This window comes from Trabulsiella guamensis ATCC 49490, from assembly GCF_000734965.1.
Taxonomy (GTDB): domain Bacteria; phylum Pseudomonadota; class Gammaproteobacteria; order Enterobacterales; family Enterobacteriaceae; genus Trabulsiella; species Trabulsiella guamensis.
Map to the genome: position 1 here is coordinate 1 of NZ_JMTB01000075.1, position 16,524 is coordinate 16,524.

A 16,524-nucleotide genomic window follows, 5' to 3' on the forward strand; every position below is an offset into this window, starting at 1 on the left:
TTGATCACGACTGGTGCGGGGTCACACAACTGGGTTGGGATGAAAAAAGCCAGCAAAAGATTGAACAGATGCTGGCGCTCGGTCTGCCTGATGCGATTGCCACCGCAGTTTCTGCGCAGGCGGCGACGGAAACGACCGGCGTTGAGCTGCAGTGCGGCGGCGTGCAGTATCCACTCGGTGGCTGGCTATGTCCGGCGCAGCTTACCGCCGCAGTTATTACGCTTGCCGGGGAACGAGGTCTGAAAACGGTGTGGAACCAATCTCTGGAAACGCTGGCGCAGACGGAAAACGGCTGGCTGCTCCGGTTTGCACAGGGTGAAGCCCAAAGCCATTCTGCCGTTGTGCTGGCGAACGGTCACAACATAAACCACTTCAGCCAGACGGCGCAATTACCGGTGTATCCGGTTGGCGGTCAGGTGAGCCATATTCCAACCACCGCCGCGCTCTCCCGGTTGCGCCAGGTATTATGCTACGACGGTTATCTGACGCCGCAGAACCCCAGTAATCAGCACCATTGTATAGGCGCCAGTTACCATCGTGGTCGCGCGGAAATAATGTTCAGTGAGGACGATCAACAGCACAACCGCCAGCGGCTCATTGACTGTCTGCCGCAGGCTGACTGGGCGCAGGAGGTGGATGTGAGCGGCAACGACGCCCGATGCGGCGTCCGCTGCGCCACCCGCGATCACCTGCCGATGGTCGGCAACGTACCGGATTACGCCGCCACACTGGCGCAGTATGTAGATCTGGCGGAAAACAAAGCCACAACCACTAACGCACCGGTGTATCCGAACCTGTTTATGCTAGGCGCACTCGGCTCGCGCGGGCTTTGTTCCGCACCGCTGGCCGCCGAAATTCTGGCGGCGCAGATGAGTAATGAACCCATTCCACTTGATGGCGAGACACTTGCCGCGCTCAATCCGAACCGACTGTGGGTGCGTAAACTGCTGAAAGGCAAAGCGGTGAAGTAAATTGTTCAGCCGCCTGACACCCGCTTGCGGTACTGCAACGGTGTCTGGCGGATCATCTTTTTAAAGCAGGTGATAAAGTAGGTCACTTCGGAAAACCCCACCTCTTCAGCAATCGCATCAATGCTCATACAGGTCGAGCGCAGCAAATCACAGCTGCGCTTTAGCCGTCGGGTCATCAGGTATTCATGAATGCTGCCCCCGGTCTGCTGACGGAAGATGCGTGAAGTGTAGCTGCGTGAGTAGCCGATATCCCGCGCCAGCGCGTCCAGCGAAAATTTCCCGCCATAATGGCTTTCCACCCATTGCATTATGCGCGCCGCCGCCGTTTGCTGCTGGGGCTTCATCATTACCGGTTGCGCGGGTAACAGGGCCATTATCTGCATCATCAGAAAAGCCACCTCTTCTGCCGGATACTGCCGTGACGTATTCAGCGCCTCAAAACGCGCGAGAATGGTTTCCATAAACGCGGCATATTCGCTGAGATCCCACGCCTGCGCCAGCGCGTGACTGGCGGTGGCGAGAGAAAACTGTGTCTGAAAACGCGGGAAATGCTGCAGCGTGCTTTCTACTGCCGACTGATCGATATGCATGGTGGTGCGGAAATACTGGTTACGTTCGCTGTCGTCAACATGCACTTTGTGCAGCCGAAATGGAGGAAAGAGAAACAGCCTGCCCGGACGCGCGGTGTAATGCTGATTATCCACCACCACAATACCGTAGCCACGGGAAATATAGAGAAACTCGACGCACTGGTGCCAGTGATAATATCGGGCACTGGATCCCTGCATGCGGTTAAACGATATCGCCTGCTGCGCCAGGGTGATCCTCTCCAGTTGCTGCATTTCGGTCATTCCACCACCATGACAATAAAATTAAATTTTTGGGCTACGGTTTGTAATTTATTGCTCTCTCTTCAGTAAAAATCCAGCCAAAATGAAATAGCGGTTCAATTTTGTGAAGCTGCTCACTCAGCGATGACATTAAAAACGACTACGCTTTGTCCCGCAGTCACTCCGGGTGATAAGAAACATTGAATAACAACACGTTAAATAAATCTCGTGTCTGACGGGAGGACATCGTGCAACCTGAAAATATTACCCTGACGAATCCATTACTACAGCGAAGCGACCTTGTAAAATGGGTCCACGAAGTACTTGATGCGGTTAATCCTTTTTTTAAAAAGGATGCCAGCCGCGTTGATCTGGCGAATTTTACGACGCACTACGGTCAGTCGGTCGCCAGCATGGAAGCCTTCTCACGTTTATTGTGGGGTGTCACGCCATTGCTGGCGGGCGGTCAGGAGCCTGCGCAGTTTTCATTTTACGTTCAGGCGATTAAAGATGGCACCAACCCCACCCATGCCGATTACTGGGGAGAGATCGGAGATTACGACCAGCGCGTCGTGGAAATGGCGGTGTACGGGCTGCTGCTGGCGCTGGCACATAACACGCTACTTCCGCATTTTAGCGAACAGGAAAAAACACAGCTCTGGCAGTGGCTGAAGCGAAGTGAAACCGCCGTTATTCCTGATAATAACTGGCATTTTTTCCCCATTCTGGTGCAGGTCGGTTTTCAGCAATGCGGCATGCCGGTCAACAGAGATGCCATTGAACGCCATTTCGCGGCGATGGAACATTACTGGCTCGGCGATGGCTGGTACAGCGACGGGCCGGGACGCCCGCGCGATTACTACATTTCGATGGGGTTTCATTTCTACGGATTACTTTACGCCACGCTGATGGCGGACGTGGATCCTGAACGCTGTGCGACGTTGCGCCAGCGGGCGACCGTCTTCGCCAGTGATTTCATCCATTTCTTTGCTGACGATGGCGCCGCCATTGCGTTTGGTCGCAGCCTCACCTACCGCTTCGCACAGGCGGCGTTCTGGAGCGCGGCGGCCTGGGCTGAGCTTGATGTCTTTTCACCAGGCGTCCTCAAAGGGATTGTCCTGCGTCACCTGCGCTGGTGGCTGCAACAGCAACCGTATGATCGCGATGGCATTCTCAGCGTCGGTTACAGCTATCCGAACCTGATCATGGCGGAAGATTACAACGCGCCCGGCTCGCCCTACTGGGGACTGAAAACCGCGCTGGTGCTGGCACTGGGCGAAGACAGCGCGTTCTGGCAGGCGGAAGAACTGCCGCTACCGGAGCGCGGCACGCCGCACACAATTCCCCATGCGGCGCAGATCCTCGTGCATCAGCATCACCACTTATGGATGCTGACCTCCGGCCAGCTGGAGCTGAACAACTTCGTCAACACTGAGGCGAAATACTGCAAATTCGCCTACTCCACCCGCTTTGCTTTTACCATTGAGCGCGGGCGCTTCGGGCTGCCGCATGCGTCCCCGGATTCAATGCTGCTGTTAAGCGAACATGACAACTACTGGCGCGGCCGCCGCGAATGTCAGGACGTGGTGGTGAGTGGTAACCAGATTTACAGCCGCTGGCTGCCCTGGCATGACGTGACGGTCGACAGTTGGCTGGTGGCGTCCGGCGACTGGCAGATTCGTCTTCATCAGATCCACACCGCCCGCAGCCTCGACAGCGCGGAGGGCGGCTTCAGCCTGTGCAACCGCCCCCTGCCGGTACAACACTGCGCCACCGGACAAAGCCAACTGACGGGCGAAACAGACAGGTCAGCCATTTTTTGCCTTAGCCCCCGACCACGTCAGGGTGAAGTGGTTCTGACGCCGCCCAACAGCAACCTGCTGTTTGCGGACCGCGCTGCCGTTCCACTGCTGCGAGGCGCGTTACCGGCAGGAAAACACCTGCTGATAAGCGCCGTGTGGGCCGGTGATCGCGCCGATTTTAACCGCGCGTCGCTACCGCAGGTATCCATCAATGACCGGATTGTCAGCATCTGCACTGCCGCAGGCGACACGGCGGTCACATTAACCGTACTGCCGTGATGTTGAGGATGAAAGCATGAACACGACCACCACACGCCGTGCACAGCTCAAAATGAGCACGTTTATCTTTCTCTTTTTCTTTACCTGGTCTTCAAGCTTCGGGCTTTATGCGCTATGGCTCAGCCAGAAGGTAGGGCTCGACAGCATCACTATCGGCAGCGTCTTCGCCATCAACGGCGTTTTCGCGGTGATCCTCAAGCCCATCTACGGCTACATCATGGACAAAATCGGTATGAGCAAATGGCTGCTCTATTTTGTCTGTGCGGTGTCAGCGCTAATGGCGCCGTTTTTTGTTTTCGTCTATCAGCCATTGTTACTCAGCCACACCACCCTCGGTATCGTCATCGGCGCGCTCTATCTGAGTCTTGGCTGGTACGCCGGGGTCGCGGCGTCTGAATCCTACGCCGATCGTTTCAGCCGCTTGTACAACCTGGAGTTTGGCCGCATTCGTATGTGGGGCTCGCTGGGATGGGCGATGGCAGCGTCGGTGTCCGGCATCCTGTTTAACTTTACGCCGATGGCGAATTTTCTTCTCAGTAGCGGCACCTCCGTGCTGATGTTGCTGGTACTGATCAATCTGAAAATCGGCGATGCGCAGTTGCACAGCAATAACGTGATTTCTGACAGTAAGATCGTTTTTAAAGACGTCATTCTGCTGCTGCAAAACCGCAAGTTCTGGATGTTCAGCCTCTATGTGGCGGGCGTCGCATGGATGATGTTTATCGCCGAGCAGCAGTTCCCTCGCTACTTCGTGTCATTTTTCACTACCAAAGAACAAGGCAATGCCTGGTATGGTTATCTGAGCACCGTCCAGTCGGGCACGGAATTCATCATGATGATGTTTATCCCGTGGCTGGTGAATCAGTACGGTGCCAAAAAAGGCTTGCTGTTCTGCGGCATGGTTGTTGGCGCGCGACTGATCGCCTCAGGGCTCACGACCGACCCTGTCGTCATTTCGATCATCAAACCGCTGTACGGTGTGGAAATCTCCCTGCTGCTGATCTCAGTCTTTAAATACATTGCCGAGCATTTTCACAAGAAAGTGAATGCCACCATGTATCTGCTGGGCTACCAGGCGATGATTTATGTCGGTTCGATCGTCGTCGCGCCGCCCGCCGGTTATCTGTATGACCGCATCGGTTTTGAGCACACTTATCTGCTGATGGGCAGTTGCGCCCTGCTGTTTACGCTGATTTCCGCCTTTACTCTGTCACGCTGCCGCTCGGTGCGTGACGCCGCCACCCCGTTTACGCCTGTGCTGGATGCTGTTCCCGCCGAGCCGTCGAAACACTAATTCAGGAGAAATTATGACCCGTTCTGTCGTTACCGAGCCGCTGCGCCCCGTTGAACTGCACGCTGTCGATCGCCTCGCGTTAAAGGCGCGTCTGGAGACAGCGTTGCAACATGTCCTGCGCCAGCTTGATAAGAACATCGTGGCCTTTGGCGACCGCTTCCCGGGTGAAGCCTGCGAAAATGGCGTCTGGCCGCGCACGGAAAATGTCGAGTGGACCACCAGCTTCTGGCCCGGACAGCTGTGGCTGGCCTGGGAGCTGAGTGGTGAGGAAAAATACCGTCAGGCGGCGGAGCGCTATCTGCCCTCTTTCGTGGAACGCATCGAAAAACGTATTGATACCGCAACGCACGATCTCGGCTTTCTCTATTCACTTTCCTGTGTCAGCGCCTGGCGACTCACCGGTAACGAAACCGCCCGCCGTGCCGCACTACAGGCCGCCGACACGCTGATGGAACGCTTCAACCCGGTTGCCAGAATCATTCAGGCGTGGGGCGATTTAGCCGATCCTGAGCAACAGGGGCGAATGATCATCGACTGCAATATGAACCTGCCGCTGCTGTACTGGGCCAGCGAGCAGACCGGCGACCCACGCTATGCCGATGCGGCAACAGCGCATGTGAATCAGGCTGCGAATTATATCGTCCGCCCGGATGCTTCCACCTGGCACACGTTTTACATGGACGTGACGACCGGCGCGCCGCGCTTTGGCAATACCCATCAGGGTTACAGCGACACCTCCTGCTGGTCGCGCGGTCAGGCGTGGGGTATCTACGGTTTCCTGCTGAGCTACCTGCACACCGGCGATAAACATATGGTCGACCTTTCCCGCAGCCTGGCGCACTATTTCCTCAACCGTCTGCCGGACGATGACGTCTGTCACTGGGATCTGGCGTTACTCGGTACCGATGCCGTGCGCGACAGCTCAGCGGCAGCCATTGCGGCCTGCGGGTTGCTGGAGCTGGTTAACGTCCTGCCGGTGCTGGATAAGCATCGCGCCCATTATGAAGAGATGGCGCTGCGTATTATCGCTTCGCTGACCGATCATTATCTCAGCCGCGACGATGAACCGTGCGAAGGGCTGCTGAAACATTCGGTGTATCACATGGCGAGCGGCAAAGGTGTCGATGAGTGTTGTAGCTGGGGAGATTATTTCTATCTGGAGGCGCTGATCCGCGTCCGCCAGGTCTGGTCACTTTACTGGTAAGGAACAACATGAAAACCGTTGCTGTTTTGCTGGCGCCTGGCTTCGAAGAAGGCGAAGCCATCGTCACCATTGATATTCTGCGTCGTCTGAATATTCAGGTTGAGACGCTCTCCTGTGGTGACACCCGCGACGTCATCAGCTATCACACCATTCCGGTGATGGCGGATGACACCCTGCTGGCCTGTTTTGACAAGACCTACGATGCGGTGGTGCTGCCTGGCGGTCCGCAGGGCAGCGTGTTTTTAGGCAATAGCGACAACGTGGTGGCCTTTGTTCGCCGTCACGATGAACTCGGTAAGCGGATTTGCCCGATCTGCTCGGCGGCGGCGCGTGTGCTGGCGGCAAACGGCTTGCTGAAGGGTCGCCGCTATACCTGTTCCGGGGATTTGTGGCAGCAGGTCACCGACGGCGTCTATGTCGATGCCGACGTGGTGGAGGATGGCAATCTGCTGAGCGGCAGAGGTCTGGGGCGGGTATTTGATTTTGCACTGACACTGGCGGCGCGTCTGGAAGGAGATGAGATGCCCGCACGTGAACACGCCGGGCATATTTATTACCCGTGGATTATTTAAACTTCGCCTGCTGATACAGGGTGTCCCACATGCCGAGCACCAGCGCCTGATCGCGCGGTGACAGTTCGCCTGCATGAATCGCCCTCTCAAGGCTGTGGGTCACTTTCTGATAAACGGCTTCCGGGGAGTGATCATCCCCGGCCTCCAGCTCTGCCACCGCCAGTGTCAGGTGGCCACGCAGATAGCCACTGGCGAACAGTTCGTCATCGCTGGCGTGCTCAACCATGTCATCAATCAGCGCCAGGATACGGGTTTCAAATTCTGCGATCATCTTCTTTCCTCAGTTTAAATCTTCCGGCCACGGGAAGTGTTCCGCCGTTATTTCCGGCGTCTGGTAATAATTCTGTAAAGCTCTGATGAAACGTGCCGGACGCGCCGGGATCCCTTCTGCAAGATACGTCATCACCTGAGCATGTACCCGTCGCTGAAACACGATGCGATCAGGTTCAACGTCGCCTTCCAGGTTGTCGCAACTGACGTTAAACGGGAAACCCGCCGCTACGCAAAACAGCCAGTCAAACGCCTGCGGCTTCACCTCAACATCTTCAAACTGGCTTTGCGTGGCGGCATCACGCCCGTCCGGGCAGTACCAGTAGCCAAAGTCCACCAGTTTGCGCCGCGCTTCACCCGCAATGCACCAGTGCGAAATCTCATGCAGCGCGCTGGCATAAAAGCCGTGGGCGAAGACGATTCGGTTGTACGGCACGTCGTTATCAGCAGGAAGATAGATCGGTTCGTCGTCGCCTTTAATCAGACGGGTATTAAAATCATCGGCAAAACAGCGATCAAAAATGTCGATCAGCTGTTGATAATGGTGTTGCTGTTCCATTAGTTGATCCCCAGCCACTGGAGGATTTCGGCTCCGTGACTGTCATAAAGAAGTTTGGCGCTCATCACGGCAGACACCACCACGATCATCGGGCGGATCAGCGACTGCCCTTTGCTCAGCACCAGTCGCGAGCCCATGCGCGCGCCAAGAAACTGCCCGGCCATCATCACAAAACCGGTAGCCCAGATGACTTTGCCGCCAAGCATAAACAGCAGCAAACCGCCAATATTAGACGTGGCGTTCAGCACTTTGGCATGGGCGGTCGATTTAGCAAGGTTGAACCCGGCCAGCGTCACAAACGCCAGTGCATAAAAAGAACCCGCCGCGGGGCCGAAAAAGCCGTCGTAGAAACCAACACAACCGCCAGCCACCAGCGCAAACGGCAGACCGTGCAGCCGACGCTGCCGGTCATTTTCGCCGAGCTTCGGCATCAGCAAAAAATAGAGACCGATGCCAATCACCAGCAACGGCAGAATTTGCCGCAGTATCTCTGATTGTACATGCTGTACCAGCAGCGCACCGCTGGTTGAGCCGATGAACGTCATCAGGATATTGAGCTTTTGATCCGCAAGATTCACCACTTTACGGCGAACAAAATAGAACGACGCGGAGATGGAGCCGCCGCAGGCCTGCAATTTGTTGGTCGCCAGCGCCTGTGCCGGTGACATTCCTGCCGCCATCAGCGCCGGGATGGTCAACAGACCGCCACCGCCCGCCAGTGAATCGATAAACCCTGCCACCAGGGCAATAAAAAAAAGCGTCACCAGCACGAGCGGTGACACCATAAATATCTCTACGAAATTTTCCATTTAGAGTACATGTTCGTCCAGTAATGCCTGACAGGAAGGCGGCAGCGGAGGCGGCGTCTTCTTCACAGGTTTAGTTGTTCCCGGTTTTGGGGGTTCAAACCAGCTTTGCAGCTCTGCGCCACAGCCATCTCCCGGCGGTGGCGGCGTTTGATCTTCACACTCGAGGCTGTTCGCCGGGCAACGCAACCGCACATGCATATGCGCGCGATGCTGGAACCACGGGCGAACTTTTCGCAGCCAGTCGCGATCGGTACCGGCATCAAGGCAAAGCTGCTGTTTAATCGCCGCATTGACGAAAATTCGCGTGACGTCGTTGTCTTTCGCCGCGAGTTTAATAAGACTGCTGATTTCCGGTTTCCACAGCGACGACACCACGTGCTTGCCGTCCGCGGCAACCAGATCCAGCGCCTGCGGCCTCATCAGCTGCGAAGCTGTCCAGCGCGTTTTCGGCAACTGCAGGAAGATGTCGACATCAAGTCCACTCTGGTGGCTGGCGTGACCACCATTAAAGCGCCCGCCCGCTGGCATGCCCATATCGCCGACCAGCACCGTGCCAAGCCCCAGGTGATACACCTGATTGCTGAGGCGTTGAATAAAGAGGACCAGATCGGGATGACCGAAGTAGCGCAGCTGTGCAGTGCGCATCACCTGATAGTTATCCGACTGCAACGGCAGCGCTTCGGCGCCAACGATGCAACCATTGGAGAACGCGCCGATCGACTGCGCGCTGCCGCTGATCGGCTGAGTGATTTTCTGCCATGGCGTTGCCGCCAGGGCGGACGTGGTTGCCAGCAATGCCAGCAACGCTACAACGATGTTTTTCATGTTTACCAGCGAGGAATCGAGGTCGTCACGTCCGCGTTTTGCGCACGCTGACGCATAAAGTGATCCATCAACACAATCGCCAGCATGGCTTCGGCGATTGGCACCGCACGTATCCCGACACAGGGATCGTGACGCCCTTTGGTGATCATTTCAACTTCATCACCCTGGCGATTTATCGTCCGGCCCGGCACGGTAATGCTGGAGGTGGGTTTCAGCGCGATATTCGCCACAATCTGCTGACCGCTGCTGATACCGCCCAGAATACCGCCTGCATGGTTGCTCTGGAATCCGGCTTTGGTGATCTCGTCGCGGTTTTCGCTACCGCGCAGATTCACCACACCAAACCCGTCGCCAATTTCGACACCTTTGACCGCGTTGATGCTCATCAGCGCGTGAGCGATATCCGCATCCAGGCGATCGAACACCGGTTCACCGAGTCCTGGCGGTACGCCATCAGCGACCACAGTCACTTTCGCGCCGATGGAATCGCCCTCTTTTTTCAGCCCACGCATCAGTTCGTCGAGAGCGTCAAGTTTGTCCGGATCCGGGCAGAAGAACGGGTTCTGCTCAACCTGCGACCAGTCTTTGATCGCCAGTGAAATGTCGCCCATCTGCGTCAGACAGCCACGAATCACAATGCCGAATTTTTCAGCGAGAAACTTTTTGGCGATAGCACCTGCCGCTACGCGCATGGCGGTTTCGCGGGCAGAGGAACGCCCGCCTCCGCGATAATCGCGCAGACCGTATTTTTGTTCATAAGTGTAATCAGCGTGCCCCGGGCGGAACAGGTCTTTGATAGCCCCGTAATCCTGCGAGCGCTGATCGGTGTTTTCAATCAGCAGACCAATGCTGGTGCCGGTGGTGACCCCTTCAAACACGCCGGAGAGAATTTTTACCTGGTCCGGCTCGCGGCGCTGCGTGGTGTAGCGGGACGTGCCAGGGCGACGGCGGTCAAGATCGTGTTGCAGGTCGGCCTCGGTCAGCGGAATGCCTGGCGGCACGCCGTCCACGATGCAACCGAGCGCCAGACCGTGTGACTCACCGAACGTGGTCACACGGAAGAGTTGTCCAATTGTGTTTCCTGCCATTACGGCTCCGAATTATCGTTATTAATCTTTATAGAGGCTGAAGTGTTCGCGTGCAGCGACCAGTTGTGCTTTGGTCAGCATAAAGACGCCGTCACCGCCGTTTTCAAACTCAAGCCAGGTGAACGGGACGTCCGGGTATTGCGCTATCAGATGTACCATGCTGTTACCGACTTCACAAATCAGAATGCCATCATCAGTGAGATAATCCGGCGCATTGCCGAGGATCCGGCGGGTCAGTTTCAGCCCGTCAGTGCCGGACGCCAGCCCGAGTTCCGGCTCATGGCGATATTCGCCAGGCAGATCGGACATATCTTCAGCGTCGACGTACGGCGGGTTGGTAACGATAAGATCGTACTGCGTTTTTGGTAGATCACGGAAAAGATCCGAGCGAATCGGCGTGACATGGTGAATCAGATCATGATCGTCGATGTTCTGTTCGGCCACCTGCAGTGCGTCCAGGGAGATATCAACGGCGTCCACTTCCGCTTCCGGGAAAGCATACGCGCAGGCAATCGCGATGCAGCCACTACCGGTGCACATATCAAGAATGTGCTGCGGCTGATGCTGAATCAGGCCGCTGAAGTGGTTGTTAATCAGTTCGCCAATCGGTGAACGCGGCACCAGCACGCGCTCATCGACATAAAATTCGTGGCCGCAGAACCAGGCTTTATTGGTGAGATAGGCCACCGGAATACGTTCGTTGACGCGGCGGATCACCCGCTCAACGATGCGGTGTTTTTCGCTGGAGGTCAGGCGCGCGGTACGCATATCTTCCGGGATATCAAGCGGCAAATAGAGCGACGGCAGCACCAGCTGGACGGCCTCATCCCACGGGTTATCGGTACCGTGACCGTACCAGATATTGGCGGCGCTAAAGCGGCTGACGGACCAGCGCAGCATGTCCTGAATGGTTTGCAGCTCATTTACTGCTTCATCAACAAAAATTTTATCCACGCTTTCCTCCAGGGCACGCATCGCGTTATTTTCGGCGGCTAGTTTGCCACGAAGACGCCGAGAAATCAGCACTCTTGCTTATCTCAAACCAGGAAAAAACACGTTTTTCCTGCCCGAGGCGTACCGAGTCGGGTAAACTACCTGAAAGAAAAGATGAGAGTCACTAATGAAAAAGAAACCCTCGCTCAGCGTGGAGGATAAGGCGCTGTTCCGGCAACTGATGGTCGGAACGCGCCAGATTAAACAGGACACCATCGTTCACCGCCCGCAGCGTAAGAAAATCAGCGACGTGCCGGTGAAGCGCTTACTTCAGGAACAGGCGGATGCCAGCCACTATTTTTCGGATGAGTTTCAGCCACTTCTGAACACCGAAGGCGCAGTAAAATATGTGCGTGACGACGTCAGCCATTTTGAGCTGAAAAAGCTGCGTCGGGGGGATTACTCGCCCGAACTGTTTCTTGATCTGCACGGATTAACGCAGTTGCAGGCGAAACAGGAGCTAGGGGCGCTGATCGCCGCTTGTCGTCGGGAACATGTGTTTTGTGCCTGCGTGATGCACGGCCACGGTAAACATATCCTTAAACAGCAAACTCCGCTGTGGCTGGCACAACACCCGCATGTGATGGCTTTTCATCAGGCGCCAAAAGAGTACGGCGGCGATGCCGCGCTGCTGGTGCTGATTGAAGTCGAAGAGTGGCAACCGCCGGAATTACCCTGAAACAAAAAGCGGGTAGCACATGGCTTACCCGCTTGATCGTTTTTCAGAAATCGCTGTTAAATAGCTTTCGCCATCCGCAGATTACAAGGGCTCATCTGCCAGTTAAACACCCCGCGCCCGTCGGCTTCCAGGGTCACATTTGCAATGGCTGAGGTCGTGAACATTGGCGGCGTTTCACCCGGGCATAGTTCTGCCACCAGGTAGCCCACTAACGGTAAGTGGGAAACAACCAGCGCAGACGCTACGCCCTCGTTAGCCAGCGTTTGTAAGTACGCGCTGACCAGTCCAACATCGCCGCACGGCGTTAGTTCTGGCAGAACATCCACCTCTTTGGGGAGATTCAGGCACTCCCTCACAATATCCAGCGTTTGTTCAGCACGCAGAAACGGACTGACCAGTACACGCTCTACATCCACTTTTTGGCCTTTCAGCCAGGTTGCCATCAGACGGGATTCATCACAACCGCATACCGTAAGTGGGCGAACCGAGTCACTGGCTGCTTCGAGAGCAGCGTCGCCGTGACGCATAATGAAAACTTGCATATTGCACCGCTTTTGTTAAACAGAAGCACCAGGAATAACCCACTGCATGACGCCGTCATACAAGAGAGCAACCCGATGACCGGGCATTGTGCCTTATCCATCCAACGAATGAAACGTTGTGTTTTACCTTAATGGCGTAAGTATAGTCAATCTCTGTTTACATTTTCGCCAGGGGTTTACGCTACAGACGACGGATTACCCTTTTTTAGACCTCAACTTAGCGCGTCAGTTTCCTTTACGGGCCAAAAGGTCTGCCCCTGCTCTGCCATACGTAGCAACGGTTCGCAGGGCGTAAACCGCGGGCCATACTGCGCCGCAAGCCGTTGCAGAATCGCAACCACTTCACCCGCTCCCAGCGAATCCATATAACGGAACGGGCCACCCAAAAAGGGAGGAAAACCGATACCAAACACCGCACCGATGTCACCATCACGCGCGCTGCGCACCACGCCTTCATCGAAGCAGCGAGCTGCTTCATTCAGCATCATCATCACGCAACGTTCCGCCGCCTGCTGCGGTGAAATGGCGCTCTGTGCAGCCGTTATGCCGACTAACGAATAGATAGCCGGATCAGGCTGTTTTTTGCTTTTACGCCCTTTTGCGGCGTAAAGATAGAAACCCCGACTATTTTTTCTGCCTTTGCGATCGTCATTCAAAATTGCACTTATGATGTTTGCAGGCGGGCTAAAACGTTCTCCATAAGCCGCCTCCAGTACCGGGATAATTTTAGTGCCGGTATCGATTCCCACCTCATCCAAAAGTTGGATCGGGCCGACCGGGAAGCCATACTTCACCAGCGCGTGATCAATGAACTCAATGCGTTGGCCTTCCATGAGCAGGCGCATCGCTTCGTTAATGTACGGCGCAAGAATGCGGTTCACGTAAAAACCGGCTTTATCGGCAACGACGATCGGCGTTTTGCCCTGTTTTTTCGCCAGTTGTACGGTAGTGGCAATGGTGCGCGCCGACGTTCCGGCATGGGGGATCACCTCCACCAGCGGCATTTTTTCGACCGGACTGAAAAAATGCAGGCCAATTACCTGTTCCGGCCGCTGCGCCCCGGCAGCGATATCGCCAATCGGTAGTGATGAGGTATTAGACGCAAACACCGTATGCGGCGCGCATTGCTCTTCAACTTCTGCCACCATCTGCTGTTTCAGCGCCAAATCTTCAAACACCGCCTCAATCACCACATCACGCTGTGAAAAACCGCGATAGTCCGTCGTACCGCTAATCAGCGCCAGCTGGCTGTCGCGCTCACTGGCTTTGATATGGCGGCGGCGCACCTTTTTATCAAGCAAGTCCCAGCTGTACTTCAGTGCGTGATTGATTCCCTTCGCATTAATGTCTTTGATGCGAACAGGCAACTTTCCTTTACAGGCGGTGACAAAAGCAATGCCACCACCCATCAGACCGCCGCCCAGCACGCCTGCGGTGCGTAACGGCCCCGCTTCTGCGCTGGTACCGGGATCTTTTTTCAGCTCCGTGCTGGCAAAGAAAATGCTGCGCAGCGCCCGGGATTGTGGCGTCATCGCCAGTTCGCCAAACGCACGCGCTTCCGCTTCGTAGCCGCTGCGGCTCCCCTGCGCTAACCCGGTTTCGATCACCTGTAAAATACGTTCCGTCGCCGGATAGTTGCCCTGCGTTTTTTGTTCTGTCTTCTTGCCAACGATGCGGAACAACACCGCACGGCCCAGCGGCCCGGCCAGCACGCGCTCGCGCACTGGTAAACGACGATGATCCGGCTTGCCCTTTTTTACCTGTTCAACGGCGGCATCCAGCAGGATGGAATGCGGAACGACATCATCTACCAGCCCGGCTTTTAGTGCCTGGCGCGGGCGCAGTTGTTTGCCGGTAAGGATCATTTCCAGCGCAGTGCTGACGCCGATCAGGCGTGGCAGGCGCTGCGTGCCGCCAGAACCCGGCAACAAACCGAGCTGTACTTCCGGCAGCCCCAGCACCGTTTTGCTGTCGTCGGTACAAATGCGTGAATGACAGGCCAGCGCCAGCTCCAGTCCGCCACCGAGGCAGGCGCCGTGGATTGCCGCCACGACCGGGAATGGCAGTGCATGGATTTCGGCCATCACCTGTTGCCCCTGGGTTGACAGCCCTTCGGCCTCTTTCGCCGTTTTGCAGTTGCCGATCATGTTGATATCGGCCCCGGCGATAAAGTTGTCTTCTTTGGCTGAGATAAACACCACGCCGAGCAGATCTTTGTTTTCGCGCAGCTGACGCAGGATCTCGCGCACCTGGCCGCCGAACTCTGCCTTCAGGGTGTTCATCTTTTCGCCTGGCACATCAATGGCGATTACTGCCACGTTGTCCGGGCGAATTTCAAGCGTAAATGCAGAGGTTGTTGTCATTATTCCGCCTCCAGAACCATCGCTGAACCCAGACCACCCGCAGCACACGCGGTAACCAGTCCCAGTCCGCCGCCGCGTCGACGCAGTTCATGCAGCGTCTGCGTGATCATGCGCGCGCCTGTCGCGGCGAACGGATGTCCGTAGGCGATTGACCCACCCAGCACGTTAAATTTGCTGTCGTCGACCTCGCCGGTCGCCTGGGAACGCCCCAGCACCTCGCGGGCAAAACGATCGCTGCCGAGCAGTTGCAGGTTCGCCAGTGTCTGTGCGGCGAACGCTTCGTGCATATCAAACAGGGTCAGGTCGTTTAAGGTGATCCCGGCGCGCTCCAGCGCCAGCGGCGTTGCCCATGCCGGGCCAAGCAGCATGTCCTGCTTCACGTCGATGGCGGTAAACGCATAGCTGCGCAGATAACCCAGCGGCGTCAGCCCCAGTTCTTTCGCGCGGGATTCGGTCATCAGGATCACTGCCGCCGCGCCATCGGTCAGCGGTGTACTGTTAGCCGCCGTCACCGTGCCGTGTTTGCGGTCAAACGCCGGGCGCAATTTCGCGTAATCCGCCAGCGTGGAATTGTTACGAACATTGTTGTCCCGTTCGATGGGATCGCGAAACGGCGGCGCGTAAGCGGTCATCACTTCATCGGCCAGTTTTCCGTCCACCCAGGCCTTCGCTGCATACTGATGCGAACGGTGCGCCAGTGCATCCTGCTGCTCTCGCGTGATGCCATAGGTTTTTGCCATTTGCTCGGCGGTGTCGCCCATGCGCAACCCGGTGGAATATTCAGCTACGGCAGGCGGTACCGGCAGTAGATCGCGCAAACGCAGGCGGGAGAAGAGTTTCAGCCGCTGACCCAGTGTGCGGGCTTTATTCGCATCCACCAGGGTTCGCGCCAGTTTTTTGCTGACGCCAATCGGCAATACGGAAGAGGAGTCGGCGCCACCAGCAATGCCAGCGCGGATGGTCCCCGCCATCAGGCTCTCGGCGATGTTCGCCACCGCCTGGAAACTGGTTGCGCAGGCACGGCTGACGCTGTAGGCATCGGTGTGCACACTCATGCCGGTTCCGAGCACGATTTCGCGGGCAATGTTGGGTGCTTCCGGCATCTGAACCACCTGGCCAAACACCAGTTGATCAATCACATCCGGTGGAATTTCGCTGCGAGCCAGCATCTCCCCCACGACCATTTTTCCCAGGTCAATCGCCGGGACGCCGTGAAAAACGGTGGCCTGACGGGCAAACGGGGTACGTAACCCGCTGACAATGGCAATGCGATCGCCCTGGCGGGTGATTAGCGGTAATGCCTGACTCATAACACTCCCCTGTTAACCGATAAAACGCTAGTGGTCTGACCTGATAACATACTTAACTAATTTTTTACATTTAGCCAATCAGGGAACCCAAAAAGTGGGAGCTAAAACACATTGGGAAAACAGGGGGAGAAAAT

16 protein-coding genes are annotated in these 16,524 nt (G+C 56.3%); 6 read left to right on the forward strand and 10 right to left on the reverse strand.

The features are described from left to right. Positions 1-971: FAD-dependent 5-carboxymethylaminomethyl-2-thiouridine(34) oxidoreductase MnmC1 (gene mnmC1 / locus GTGU_RS10970; RefSeq protein ID WP_038156724.1), on the forward strand; the 971-nt coding region annotated here is incomplete at its 5' end. A 5-nt stretch (positions 972-976) separates the two neighbouring features. On the opposite strand, the gene GTGU_RS10975 is transcribed toward mnmC1, so the two are convergent. After that, a complete protein-coding gene (locus GTGU_RS10975; protein ID WP_038156725.1) occupies positions 977-1,822 on the reverse strand; it encodes an AraC family transcriptional regulator in 846 nt (281 codons plus the stop codon). 227 nt (positions 1,823-2,049) lie between these two features. Between GTGU_RS10975 and GTGU_RS10980 the strand changes: the two genes are divergently transcribed. Genes GTGU_RS10980 through GTGU_RS10995 form a run of 4 tightly spaced genes read left to right on the forward strand, consistent with a single transcriptional unit; the run spans position 2,050 to position 6,952 of the window. Next, the gene (locus GTGU_RS10980) at positions 2,050-3,882 is read left to right on the forward strand and encodes a DUF2264 domain-containing protein (RefSeq protein ID WP_038156727.1); all 1,833 of its coding nucleotides are present in this window, start codon (positions 2,050-2,052) and stop codon (positions 3,880-3,882) included. A gap of 16 nt (positions 3,883-3,898) precedes the next feature. Then, positions 3,899-5,176 carry an oligosaccharide MFS transporter gene (locus GTGU_RS10985; protein WP_038156729.1) on the forward strand — a complete coding sequence of 426 codons (1,278 nt, stop codon included), beginning with the start codon at positions 3,899-3,901 and terminating at the stop codon, positions 5,174-5,176. A 13-nt stretch (positions 5,177-5,189) separates the two neighbouring features. Then, positions 5,190-6,380 carry a glycoside hydrolase family 88 protein gene (locus GTGU_RS10990; protein ID WP_038156731.1) on the forward strand — a complete coding sequence of 397 codons (1,191 nt, stop codon included), beginning with the start codon at positions 5,190-5,192 and terminating at the stop codon, positions 6,378-6,380. A gap of 8 nt (positions 6,381-6,388) precedes the next feature. After that, positions 6,389-6,952, forward strand: a complete 564-nt coding sequence (locus GTGU_RS10995) for a DJ-1 family glyoxalase III (protein WP_038156733.1) — start codon at positions 6,389-6,391, stop codon at positions 6,950-6,952. On the opposite strand, the gene GTGU_RS11000 is transcribed toward GTGU_RS10995, so the two are convergent. Genes GTGU_RS11000 through prmB form a run of 6 tightly spaced genes read right to left on the reverse strand, consistent with a single transcriptional unit; the run spans position 6,945 to position 11,457 of the window. Next, positions 6,945-7,223, reverse strand: coding sequence for a YfcL family protein (locus tag GTGU_RS11000; RefSeq protein ID WP_038156736.1), 279 nt, complete (start codon positions 7,221-7,223; stop codon positions 6,945-6,947). The two genes, GTGU_RS10995 and GTGU_RS11000, sit on opposite strands and share 8 nt — an antisense overlap. A gap of 9 nt (positions 7,224-7,232) precedes the next feature. Continuing rightward, positions 7,233-7,781: an elongation factor P hydroxylase gene (locus GTGU_RS11005; RefSeq protein WP_038156737.1), complete on the reverse strand. Its 549-nt coding sequence runs from the start codon at positions 7,779-7,781 to the stop codon at positions 7,233-7,235. Then, complete coding sequence (locus GTGU_RS11010) at positions 7,781-8,590, reverse strand: sulfite exporter TauE/SafE family protein (protein ID WP_038156740.1); 810 nt, start codon at positions 8,588-8,590, stop codon at positions 7,781-7,783. The genes GTGU_RS11005 and GTGU_RS11010 overlap by 1 nt, the downstream gene beginning before the upstream one ends. Next, positions 8,591-9,415 carry a penicillin-insensitive murein endopeptidase gene (mepA, locus tag GTGU_RS11015; RefSeq protein WP_038156743.1) on the reverse strand — a complete coding sequence of 275 codons (825 nt, stop codon included), beginning with the start codon at positions 9,413-9,415 and terminating at the stop codon, positions 8,591-8,593. 2 nt (positions 9,416-9,417) lie between these two features. Continuing rightward, a complete protein-coding gene (aroC, locus tag GTGU_RS11020; RefSeq protein WP_038156745.1) occupies positions 9,418-10,503 on the reverse strand; it encodes a chorismate synthase in 1,086 nt (361 codons plus the stop codon). Between the two features lie 21 nt (positions 10,504-10,524). Then, on the reverse strand, positions 10,525-11,457 hold the full coding sequence (gene prmB, locus GTGU_RS11025; RefSeq protein ID WP_038156753.1) for a 50S ribosomal protein L3 N(5)-glutamine methyltransferase: 933 nt from the start codon (positions 11,455-11,457) through the stop codon (positions 10,525-10,527). 166 nt (positions 11,458-11,623) lie between these two features. On the opposite strand from prmB, the gene smrB reads away from it, so the two are divergent. Further along, positions 11,624-12,175, forward strand: coding sequence for an endonuclease SmrB (gene smrB, locus GTGU_RS11030; protein WP_038156746.1), 552 nt, complete (start codon positions 11,624-11,626; stop codon positions 12,173-12,175). A 56-nt stretch (positions 12,176-12,231) separates the two neighbouring features. On the opposite strand, the gene sixA is transcribed toward smrB, so the two are convergent. From sixA to fadI, 3 genes are all read right to left on the reverse strand, one after another. After that, positions 12,232-12,717, reverse strand: a complete 486-nt coding sequence (gene sixA / locus GTGU_RS11035) for a phosphohistidine phosphatase SixA (RefSeq protein ID WP_038156747.1) — start codon at positions 12,715-12,717, stop codon at positions 12,232-12,234. A gap of 212 nt (positions 12,718-12,929) precedes the next feature. Continuing rightward, positions 12,930-15,080 (reverse strand): fatty acid oxidation complex subunit alpha FadJ, encoded by a 2,151-nt coding sequence (gene fadJ, locus GTGU_RS11040; protein ID WP_038156749.1) that lies wholly within the window; start codon positions 15,078-15,080, stop codon positions 12,930-12,932. Beyond that, a complete protein-coding gene (fadI, locus tag GTGU_RS11045; protein ID WP_038156751.1) occupies positions 15,080-16,390 on the reverse strand; it encodes an acetyl-CoA C-acyltransferase FadI in 1,311 nt (436 codons plus the stop codon). Before fadI ends, fadJ begins: the two co-directional genes overlap by 1 nt. Positions 16,391-16,524 lie beyond the last annotated feature (134 nt).

What these genes read in the sequence shown, in the direction of transcription:
- GTGU_RS10975 (WP_038156725.1), bottom strand. Translation starts at nt 1,822, where the DNA reads ATGACCGAAATGCAGCAACTGGAGAGGATCACCCTGGCGCAGCAGGCG.
- GTGU_RS10985 (WP_038156729.1), top strand. Translation starts at nt 3,899, where the DNA reads ATGAACACGACCACCACACGCCGTGCACAGCTCAAAATGAGCACGTTT.
- GTGU_RS10990 (WP_038156731.1), top strand. Translation starts at nt 5,190, where the DNA reads ATGACCCGTTCTGTCGTTACCGAGCCGCTGCGCCCCGTTGAACTGCAC.
- GTGU_RS10995 (WP_038156733.1), top strand. Translation starts at nt 6,389, where the DNA reads ATGAAAACCGTTGCTGTTTTGCTGGCGCCTGGCTTCGAAGAAGGCGAA.
- GTGU_RS11000 (WP_038156736.1), bottom strand. Translation starts at nt 7,223, where the DNA reads ATGATCGCAGAATTTGAAACCCGTATCCTGGCGCTGATTGATGACATG.
- GTGU_RS11005 (WP_038156737.1), bottom strand. Translation starts at nt 7,781, where the DNA reads ATGGAACAGCAACACCATTATCAACAGCTGATCGACATTTTTGATCGC.
- GTGU_RS11010 (WP_038156740.1), bottom strand. Translation starts at nt 8,590, where the DNA reads ATGGAAAATTTCGTAGAGATATTTATGGTGTCACCGCTCGTGCTGGTG.
- mepA (WP_038156743.1), bottom strand. Translation starts at nt 9,415, where the DNA reads ATGAAAAACATCGTTGTAGCGTTGCTGGCATTGCTGGCAACCACGTCC.
- aroC (WP_038156745.1), bottom strand. Translation starts at nt 10,503, where the DNA reads ATGGCAGGAAACACAATTGGACAACTCTTCCGTGTGACCACGTTCGGT.
- smrB (WP_038156746.1), top strand. Translation starts at nt 11,624, where the DNA reads ATGAAAAAGAAACCCTCGCTCAGCGTGGAGGATAAGGCGCTGTTCCGG.
- sixA (WP_038156747.1), bottom strand. Translation starts at nt 12,717, where the DNA reads ATGCAAGTTTTCATTATGCGTCACGGCGACGCTGCTCTCGAAGCAGCC.
- fadJ (WP_038156749.1), bottom strand. Translation starts at nt 15,080, where the DNA reads ATGACAACAACCTCTGCATTTACGCTTGAAATTCGCCCGGACAACGTG.
- fadI (WP_038156751.1), bottom strand. Translation starts at nt 16,390, where the DNA reads ATGAGTCAGGCATTACCGCTAATCACCCGCCAGGGCGATCGCATTGCC.